Below are 9,682 nucleotides of genomic sequence, written 5' to 3' on the forward strand. Positions count from 1 at the left end.
AATCCATTGAACCCTCATGGTAGACGTCTGGATGGTCCCGGTAGCGATCGTCGTCATTTATCTGCTGTCCTCCATCAAGATTTTGCGTGAGTACGAGCGCGGTGTAGTCTTTCGCCTGGGGCGCGTCCTATCGCAGCCGAAGGGTCCGGGCGTGGTTCTGGTCTTCGCCCCGCTCGATAGAATCGTCCGGATATCGCTGCGGATTGAAGCGATGGAAGTCCCGGCCCAGGATGTGATCACTCGCGACAACGTGACGGTGAAGGTCAATGCCGTGGTGTATTTCCGCGTGATCGATCCGACCAAAGCGGTGATCGAGGTGGCGAACTTCTTATACGCCACTTCCCAACTCTCCCAGACCAGCCTGCGCAGCGTACTTGGCGAGGTGGATTTGGACTCGCTGCTGAGCCAGCGGGACAAAATTAATGTGCGGCTGCAAAGCGTCCTCGATCAGCATACCGGGCCGTGGGGCATCAAGGTGACGATGGTGGAGGTCAAGCAGGTGGATCTGCCGGAGCAGATGATCCGCGCCATCGCCCGCCAGGCCGAAGCCGAGCGCGAAAAGCGCGCCAAGATCATCCACGCTGAAGGTGAATTTTCCGCTGCCCAGCGCCTGACTGATGCCGCCAAGGTGCTGGCCACCGAACCGATCACCATGCAGTTGCGTTATCTGCAAACCCTGACCGAGATTGGCGTGGAGAAAAACACCACTATCGTATTTCCCCTGCCGATTGACCTCATGACGGTATTTACCAAAGCGTTACAGACCTACTCTGAAAAAAAGTAATTTGACCTTATAATCAGAGTTGGACGCATCAAACTATGTATGGGATTTGAGGAGCAGGACGAACAGACATCGCAATTCTCAACCGGGTTGAGCCCGTGGGTGAAAATCTTTTTTGGCGCAGTGGTGTTGTGCGCGGTTTTCTTCGCCCTGGGTTACACCTTTGGACGAAGCTCAGCGCCCATCCCTAACACCACTCTCACCAGCGATCCCCAACTGGTGACCAATGCCTCCGCCGAGAAGCCATCGGCGGCGCAATCTCAGACTTCAGCACCGACCCCAACTCAGAACACAGCTCAGAACGTTCCTTCTCAGCAATCCGACCTGACGTTCTATAAATCAGTCGAAAACAAACCCGATGCCCAGTTGACTCCGCCGCCGGCGCAAGAAACCAAGCCGGCACAAACGCAGCCGGCACAACCCACAGCTACCACGGCCACGAAGCCAACTTCTGAGATGCCCAACGTTAAGGTGGGTGGCACAATCGCCGTACAGGTCGCAGCGGTCACCAAAGAAGAAGACGCCGACGCACTGGTCAGTGCCCTGCGCGGCAAAAATTATCCTGTCTTTGTCGTCTCCAATGTTCCCGGGGACAAGCTCTTTCACGTGCAGGTAGGCCCGTTCGCGGAATTGAAAGATGCGGAAACCGTGCGCGCGCGCCTTTCCAGCGACGGCTACAACCCCATCATCAAAAAGTAGCTCTAAATTCTTTTCCTTCCGCGACGATTTTCGGGTGTCTGACAAACCGTCATCCTACTGTCATGTTGAGCGGAGCGCCTTGGGCAATTCTGTAGCCTCGATCCTGTTGGGCGCGGAGTCGAAACATCCCGAGAATACGTACGAAAGAAATGCCGCAACAGGGAATTTTCTCCACGGTGTGTCCCGGAACGGCAGAGCGATTTCATCTCGGTCTGGTTCTGCCTGCGGATTTAAGTTACCTTCAGCCATCGTTGCACAAGATACTGGAATTTGGCGCCAAGCATGTTCGCCCGCAGCAGCATCGAGAAAATGCCTTGATGCGGTATGTAATACCGAAACACACTCGGGGTGTTTCGACTTCGCGCTTCAGATTCTCTTTGGCTGCCAATGAAATCGTGGCGCTCCGCTCAACATGACAGGGTTTGACATGCAAGTGCGCTGTAGAACAACAAAACTACGTAGTGCTTCCCTTACGATACGCGTGGCTCGGGCGTAACCACCAACTCCAGTTTGTTCCTGCCGCGCAGAACCACCACAGGAGTTGCGGATCCGGTCCTCTCTTCGTTCAACAGCTTATGCAGACTATCAACACCAAGAATTTCCTCGCCTCCGAAGCGGACAATCACGTCCCCCTCCCGCATGCCCGCGCGCTCGGCCGGGCTCTTGGGCTCAATCGTCAGTGCCAGCGCACCCGTCTTGTTTTCCACGCCATGAAATTTGGCAATGGTCCGGTTTAACGGCGCGGTTTGCGCCTGCAACCCTATATAGCTGCGACGGATAAACCTGTCTATGATAAGCCTGCCGGCAATGAACTTCGCCGTGTTCACCGAGATGGCAAAGCAGAGGCCCTGCGCAGGCAAAATCGTCGCCGTGTTGACCCCAATGACCTCGCCGCGCGCATTCACCAGCGGCCCACCGGAGTTTCCCGGATTCAACGCTGCATCGGTCTGAATTACGTCTTCGATCAGGCGCCCAGATTGTGAGCGCAGGCTGCGGCCCAGCGCACTCACGACTCCAGCCGTCACCGTGTACTGGAAGCCATAAGGGTTCCCGATGGCAATCGCCAGTTGGCCCACCCGAATAGACTGGGAATCCCCCAGCGTCACCGCAAATAGATGCGGGGCATCAATGCGAATCAGCGCTAGGTCAGTATCAGGATCTTCCCCTACCAGATGGGCGGAGAAAGACTCGCCATCAAGCGTCTTGACCTGGATCTTGGATGCGCCGTGCACCACGTGGCTGTTAGTGATGATGAAACCATCGGGCGTGAAGACAAACCCCGAGCCACTTCCGCTCTGAACCGCCGCTGCCGGCCCGCGCTGCTGTTCGACATCAATTTTTACTACAGACCGGCTCACACGCTCGGCTACTGAGGTGACCGTCCGAGAGTAGTCGTCGAGCAGGTAGCTGTCATCTGTGCTGGGATGAACCACCGGATGCTCAGAAAAGCCGGAAGAAGAGAGCAGTTCTATGGACTTTGGCATAGTTAGTTTTAGATGTAGAGGACAAGAAAATAGATTCACCCCTTGGATTCAGGGGCCCGGTGCAGGGCCAATCGCTGTGCGTTTTACTCTTTTGACTCCTCCTAGAATTCATCAAACGTTTGCACAGTTTTAATTTGTTTTTCATGCTTCTTCGGCAGACTGCATCTGTATGAGTGCGCAATCCGGCAACAAGATTGAGAGTTGGGGTTGGATTCAGGCCGCGATTCCTGAAATTCAGCCGTGCCTTGAGCTACAGGATACAGTCCAATACCAGGTTCGTCTGGCAAGAGGCGGCAAAGAGGTGGCTGCCGCCTGCCGGCTGCGCTTCCGGGTCTTTAACCTTGAGACCCAGAGCGGATTGGAATCCTCATATCTCACCGGCATGGATGCCGATGAATTCGATGCGGTATGCGACCACCTGGTCGTAGTGCACAAGCCCTCACGGCAAATCGTGGGTACCTATCGCATGCAGACGGGGGCATCCGCCGGGCGCCATATTGGCTACTACAGCGCAAAAGAATTTGATTTCGCCCCTTACGAGGGCCTGCGCAGAGAAATTATCGAGTTGGGCCGCGCTTGCATTCGCCGCGACCATCGCTCCTTCAAAGTCTTAACTCTGCTGTGGAGAGGCATTGTCGAGTACGCGCGTCAGCGCGGTGGACGTTATCTGATCGGCTGCAGCTCCATCAGCTCGCAAGATCCCGCTGTGGGTACCGCTGTGTTTGACCGGCTGAACTCTTTCCTGATTGATCCGCCGCTGCGCACCGCCGCCACGCCGGAATACGCGTTTGAACTCCAGCCCGGGTGCGTTGAAGAGCCAGAGGTTCCCAAACTCCTGAGCGCTTATCTTTCCATGGGGGCCGTTATCTGCGGTCCGCCCGCGCTTGACCGGGAATTCAAGACCATTGATTTTCTGACCTTCTTCGACTTGGATGCCATGTCTGAATCTCGCAGACGATTCCTGGGACGCAGCCGCCACACACTTGCTTAAGCCTCTTCACAAATAATGTATCCCAGACCAACCGATAGCGTTACGATTAGAGTGTGAAGGAAGTTCTGCGATCCGCAATTCGCCTGGCCCACGTCGCCTGGAGAGCAACATCATCTCTCACCGAATATGCTTACCTTCGTTTGAAGTTGCGCAGAAGTCTCTCTTACTCTGAGCGCGCATTATGGCTTCAGCGTTGCTGCCGTAAAATTCTTCCTCACCTCGGCTTTAAGGTAGCCTGGCATGGCACCCCACCCACCTCCGGGCTGTTGGTCTCGAACCACCTCAGCTACATGGATATCCTGGCGTTTAGCTCTATCACCCCTTGCTGCTTCCTCTCGAAAGTCGAAGTGAGGCGCTGGCCCGTCTTCGGACTCGTAGCACAGACTGCCGGAACGATTTTTCTTGATCGCAGAAATCCGGCAGCGTTGCTGCGCGCCAATGAAGAATTGGGCGAGATGCTCGCGCAAGGCACGCTGGTGATTGTATTTCCTGAAGGCACAACTTCCGATGGCAGCTCTGTGTTGCCCTTTCACGCTTCCTTGTTTCAGGCCGCAGTAAATTCGGAGGTTGCGTTTACCCCTGCGTACATAACTTATTCCGTCAGCGACGGCTCGCTGGCTGAAGATGTGTGCTTCTGGCGCGATATGACTCTGGTCCCGCACCTCTTGAATCTGCTCTCCAAACGCACTCTTCAGGCTTTTGTAAGCTTCGCTCCTGCTGAAAAGGGTTTCCAAAGCCGCAAAGAAGCTGCGGAACGAATGTATTCCCAGGTAATCGCTCTGGCGGCAGCACAAGAGGGATCTCCGGCGCGCGTCACAACTGTCTCTTCAACTCCGCAGGTCGCCGTTTCCGATCACGCTGAGATAGATGCCTCGATTTAGTTAGGCCAATCCGGTTTCCGGCTTTACTTCTGCTGCGCTTTACCAAAAGACTCCGCACGCTTCAACAGCTCGTCGTTAGAGATGTCCTCAATATGCGTGGAGATCCACCAGAAGTTGCCAGACGGGTCCTGCACTCCCGCGTTGCGGTCGCCATAGAACATGTCCGCTGGCTCCATGAGCGAGGTAGCGCCTGCCTGGAGTGCGCGCTTGTACGTAGCATCGGTGTCGGTCACATACAAATAAATCCCCGTGGGCATCGGCTTCCATGGATCGCCGGCATCGGCGATCATCACAAACGAGTCACCAATCTTCATCTGTGCGTGTCCGATGGTGCCATCCGGACGCGTCGTGCGCAGGGTCTCCTCTGCTCCAAAGGCCTGCTTGAGAAAATCCATCAGCTTGGTCGCACCTTGAACTGTTAAGTAAGGCGTGATCGTGTGAAAACCTTCTGGGATGGGTTTAACTTTGTTGGCCACAAGTCCTTTTGTTGCCATAATTTTTTCCTTTCCTGTCGCGAAGTCGACAATTGCTGTGACTTCTCAACTGCATTCTGGCCGAAGGCACAGGGGTTTGTATTGTAAAAATCCGACTTCAATCAGAATAGCTGAGTGCGTACCACCGAGCTCCCAAAAGTTTCATTTGGAGGCAGCCGCAGATTGTGATAGTTTGCCGCATTGTATCTATCTATGGCAGCTCTGCTGGAGAAATTGCCAACCCTCCTGGTGTTGGCGGTCCTCGTGGGGATTTTCGTGTCGCTGCGGCGGTACGTAAAATCGCCACGCATTCATCTGTGGATCACCGCCTGGGGGCTCGTCCTGCTGCACTCTGTTGCCCAAGTGTTTGAACCCAAAGCCGGGAACCTCGGCAAACTTATTTACATCCTCGATTTAGGGGCGCTGCTGCTCGCCGGAATCGTGTTCATTGTTTCGCTCACTGTACTGGGAGAGGTGCGCCGCCGCCGAAGAGCTCTGCTTGTATTGCTCGTCATCCCCATCCTGGTCTATACCGCCGCCTTCAGCTTCGGCCTGGATATTCGTTGGCTCTATATTATTTGTCTTGCCATCCTTTTCTTCGGCAGCGCAGCTTTTGTATTAGCTCAACGTCCAAGAATTCCCTTCCCCGTATGGATCATGGCGCCGCTTTTTATCTGCGGCGCGTGGGCAATCTATAGCGCCGCTCGCCAAAAATATTCCACAGGCATCATCATCTTACTGGCTGTTATCTATACATTACCCGGGCTGTTGTTCCCGCGCCGCTTCCGCATTTGGTCCCCAGGTGTCATCACGGTTGTGGCTGGATTCATTTGCTGGGGCATGGTTTTCCCGCTGGGAATCTTGCAAAGCCGCTACTGGCCTCATTGGCCGGCAAGTCCCGAGCTTTGGAACGTGCCCAAGTTTTTTGTCGCTTTCGGGATGATTCTCACGCTCCTGGAAGATAAATCCAGGGTGCTGGAAGAAGCGCGCATGCGCGAGCATGCCGCCAACCTGCAGCTTCAACGTTTTGCCGGCGTCACATCGCAACTGTTAAGCGGGGTTGATGTTAAATCTTTTTGCGACAAAATTGCCGTGGCCATCAGTGAAACCAGCAACTTTAGAAGGGCCGGTATTTTGCTCTGCAATGACGACCAGTCGCTTTACGTAGCGGGGTGCCACGGCGCCTCCGAAAAAGATACCGACAAACTGAAAATGCTCTGCGCCTCCTGGAACATTAACCGGCTTGCCGAGCTTTGCGCCACCGGGGAACGCATTGGACAAAGTTCGGTGTACCTTAAGCAGAACCAGCTCGTGGCTTTTCCTCTGTTGCAACCAGACAACAAAGGTATCAACAACCCATATTGGGAAAGCGGTGACGAGGTCGTGATCCCGCTGCTTTCTCCGCGGGGAGCTTACGTCGGATGCATGTTGCTCGACAACCCGCGGCAAATCAGCCCGGTTATTTTCGACGAGATCTCCAAGATCGAGCTGCTGGCAGGCGACCTGGCCGTGACTCTGGAAAATGCCATGCTGCACCGGCAACTCATTCGCTCCGAAAAACTGGCCGGCCTTGGACAACTTGTGGCCGGAGTCGCGCATGAACTGAACAATCCTTTAGCCGCGGTGATTGGCTATGCCGACCTGCTCACCGAAGAGGCCTCCGATCCGGCACTGCGGCAAAAACTTGATAGCCTGTTCCGCGAAGCCCAGCGTATGAAGAGGATTATCCAGAACCTGCTACGCTTCGCCCGCCAGAGTACGACCATGCAATCCACCGCCCGGGTGGAACCGATTGTGCGCGAGGTGCTGATGCTGCGCGAGTATCACATGCAAAGTCACGGCGTGGAAATTGTGACGCAGATTGAGCCTGATCTTCCCGAGGTCGCGATCAGCGAAGACGAACTGAAGCAGATTTTGCTTAACATTTTTAATAATGCCGTGGACGCCGTGCACAGCCTTCCCCAGAAGAAGATTGAAATCGAATGTGCGCACCAGAACGACAAAGTGATCATTCGCTTTGAAGACAATGGGCCGGGCTTTGCTGATATCAACCGCGCCTTCGATCCTTTCTACACAACCAAGGCTGTGGGCAAGGGCACTGGGCTCGGGCTGAGCATCTGCTACGGCATGGTCAAGGAGCACGGCGGCGAAATCTTCCTCAAGAACCGCTGGCCCAAGGGCGCGAGCGTTGTCCTCGAATTGCCCCTGGCCACATCGATCGCTCCTCCGGCGCGTGATGCGCAAGAGAGCACGGTGTCTTGAAAACAGTTCTCGGTTCTCGGAGAATGCTCGCCAGAGGACGTGAGACCGGGGGGCACCCCCTTGCGTGCTTGGTATTTACCTTTTAGCAAGATTATATACTTGACGAAGTACTCGGAGGTAGAGCATGATTAAGCCTCCGAAGCCGTCCCCCGGCCCTAAATCCAAGCGGCTTCCAGAGAGGAAGCGTATGACTATTGTTGCCGGATTTAGCTGTGCCGATGGAATAATGCTGTGCGCTGACACGGAAGAAACCATATCAGACACGAACAAAAGTTCGACTGAAAAACTCCAAACCGTAACAGCGGGAAATGTGAACATTCTCCTTGGTGGGGCTGGTAGTGGGGACTTGATTGATTTTGTTAGCTCACAAATATTCGCTGATTTTGCCTCAAATGACTATATGTGGGAGCAGATACCAACAGTCCTGAATGCTCATGCAAAGAGAGTTTTCAATGAGCATATTCGTCCGTATAGAGGCTTTCCTCCTAACTGGATACCTGAGCTGAACTTTCTTATTGCAATACAAAGTATGAATCGGTGCCGTTTGTTCAAGTGGACAAATAATTTTGTGTCGCTAGTTTCGCAGTATCGGCATGATTCAATCGGAATCGGTACAGTTCAATCTCGTGTGATGATGAATGAAATGCAGTTCTCAGTTCCTAGCGAACAAATGGTGTTCTACGCCACACGTCTTATGCAGAAGGTAAAATCGCAAGTTGTTGGATGTGGTGGAAAGACCGATATCATGGTATTGAAAAATGATGGCATGAGACATCTATTTTCCACCGAATTCATAGAAAGAATGGAAAAATTTGCAATTGACCTAGATCAGTACTTTTTAACCGGATTGGATATCCATATTACGGCTCCTCCTGGTACTGCTGCGAAGGAGATTGAATTTGTTCTAAAAGATAGTGTCAATTTACTTAAACAATTCAGGAACAGATATGTTGAATTGTGGGCTGAGCCTACTTAGGCAGTAAGTTTTTCGAAAGTGAGCGGGTCGGCAGTTACCATATGGCGCAAAGTATCAATGAACAAATCGGAACGCTTCCGACGGTTGAAGCGGAACTCCATCTCTGCAAGATAGGCTGCAAGATGTTTGGCACTGATCTTGTGCCAGCTTCCGATGATGCCGCGCTTCAACAGAGAGAACGCATTCTCGACAGTGTTTGTGTGAATGTCAGTTCCAAACCGAACATACTCTTTTGCGGAGTGATTGACAGTCTCGTGCTTATGGTCTCCCACTGCCTTTCTGTATGCCGGGAGTTCGTCTGTCACAATCACGTCAACATCGGTGGAGACATTTTCTTTGATATATCGGGCCAGCGTTCCCGTTTTAGCATCTTCGGCATGGAAGAATCGGACATCCCCTCCCCGTTGACGAATGCCAATAACAACCTCTTTGGATTCTCTCGCGGCCCTCTGGCCGAAACCACGCTTTTTGCCGCCGACATAGGTTTCGTCCATTTCGACAGTACCGTCCAGCATGGGTTTATCGGCTTCGTTCATAGCGGCACGGATGCGGTGACAGAGATACCACGCCGTCTTATAGCTGATTCCCAGAGTACGCTTAACTTGATTGGCGCTCATGCCTTTGCGTGCTTCTACCAAAAGCAGAACGGCCATGAACCAAGTTTCCAGTGGCAAATGGGTGTCATGGAAAACAGTTTGTGTCAGCACACTGAATTGATACCCGCAATCAACACACTCGAATTTTTTCTGAGTGGGAACGTTGAACACTCGCTTGCTCTTGCATCGAATACACTCGACACCCAAGGGCCAGCGCAGTTTCTTGAGCAGGATGCGGCATTGTTCATCGGTAGAGAACATCTGAGTGAGATCGGTGAGAGTCATGGCTAATAAACCTCCGAAACGAGAAAAGAGCGCGTTAGACCGGGTGCCAATGCGTAAATTGGCCGCTGGACTGAAAAAGCAGCTCCTCCGCAAATTGAACGAGAAAGACCCTGATTGGAAATCAGGTAAGCCGAAGAAAGGATAGGGTTTCTACCCGTCATAAAGGACAGAATAGCAAAATGGCTACACTTCGTCAAGTAAATAATCATGCCTTTTAGTAATTTTTAAGTCTCTATCTTTTCGCGCCAAAAGTC

The 9,682-nt window shown here is 53.1% G+C and carries 9 protein-coding genes; 6 read left to right on the forward strand and 3 right to left on the reverse strand.

What is annotated here, in order from left to right; translation table 11 throughout:
• Nucleotides 1-16 precede the first annotated feature (16 nt).
• Both VK738_11635 and VK738_11640 read left to right on the forward strand, forming a co-directional pair.
• Complete coding sequence (locus VK738_11635) at nt 17-784, forward strand: slipin family protein (GenBank protein HTD23299.1); 768 nt, start codon at nt 17-19, stop codon at nt 782-784.
• Between the two features lie 39 nt (nt 785-823).
• Complete coding sequence (locus VK738_11640) at nt 824-1,480, forward strand: SPOR domain-containing protein (GenBank protein ID HTD23300.1); 657 nt, start codon at nt 824-826, stop codon at nt 1,478-1,480.
• 470 nt (nt 1,481-1,950) lie between these two features.
• Here the strand turns inward: VK738_11640 and VK738_11645 are convergent, their stop codons facing one another.
• Nucleotides 1,951-2,964 carry a trypsin-like peptidase domain-containing protein gene (locus tag VK738_11645; protein ID HTD23301.1) on the reverse strand — a complete coding sequence of 338 codons (1,014 nt, stop codon included), beginning with the start codon at nt 2,962-2,964 and terminating at the stop codon, nt 1,951-1,953.
• A gap of 169 nt (nt 2,965-3,133) precedes the next feature.
• On the opposite strand from VK738_11645, the gene VK738_11650 reads away from it, so the two are divergent.
• A complete protein-coding gene (locus VK738_11650; protein ID HTD23302.1) occupies nt 3,134-3,955 on the forward strand; it encodes a GNAT family N-acyltransferase in 822 nt (273 codons plus the stop codon).
• Nucleotides 3,956-4,008: 53 nt separating this feature from the next.
• Nucleotides 4,009-4,836, forward strand: a complete 828-nt coding sequence (locus VK738_11655; GenBank protein ID HTD23303.1) for a lysophospholipid acyltransferase family protein — start codon at nt 4,009-4,011, stop codon at nt 4,834-4,836.
• Nucleotides 4,837-4,859: 23 nt separating this feature from the next.
• Here VK738_11655 and VK738_11660 read toward each other — a convergent pair whose 3' ends face one another.
• Nucleotides 4,860-5,330: a VOC family protein gene (locus tag VK738_11660; protein HTD23304.1), complete on the reverse strand. Its 471-nt coding sequence runs from the start codon at nt 5,328-5,330 to the stop codon at nt 4,860-4,862.
• A gap of 192 nt (nt 5,331-5,522) precedes the next feature.
• Here VK738_11660 and VK738_11665 point away from each other — a divergent pair, with 192 nt between their 5' ends.
• Both VK738_11665 and VK738_11670 read left to right on the forward strand, forming a co-directional pair.
• Complete coding sequence (locus tag VK738_11665) at nt 5,523-7,571, forward strand: HAMP domain-containing sensor histidine kinase (protein ID HTD23305.1); 2,049 nt, start codon at nt 5,523-5,525, stop codon at nt 7,569-7,571.
• A 187-nt stretch (nt 7,572-7,758) separates the two neighbouring features.
• Nucleotides 7,759-8,547 (forward strand): hypothetical protein, encoded by a 789-nt coding sequence (locus VK738_11670; protein ID HTD23306.1) that lies wholly within the window; start codon nt 7,759-7,761, stop codon nt 8,545-8,547.
• Here VK738_11670 and VK738_11675 read toward each other — a convergent pair.
• Nucleotides 8,544-9,428: an IS1595 family transposase gene (locus tag VK738_11675; protein ID HTD23307.1), complete on the reverse strand. Its 885-nt coding sequence runs from the start codon at nt 9,426-9,428 to the stop codon at nt 8,544-8,546. The genes VK738_11670 and VK738_11675 overlap by 4 nt on opposite strands.
• Between the last annotated feature and the right edge of the window lie 254 nt (nt 9,429-9,682).

The sequence above is a fragment of the Terriglobales bacterium genome (assembly GCA_035487355.1).
Classification (GTDB): Bacteria; Acidobacteriota; Terriglobia; order Terriglobales; family Acidobacteriaceae; genus QIAW01.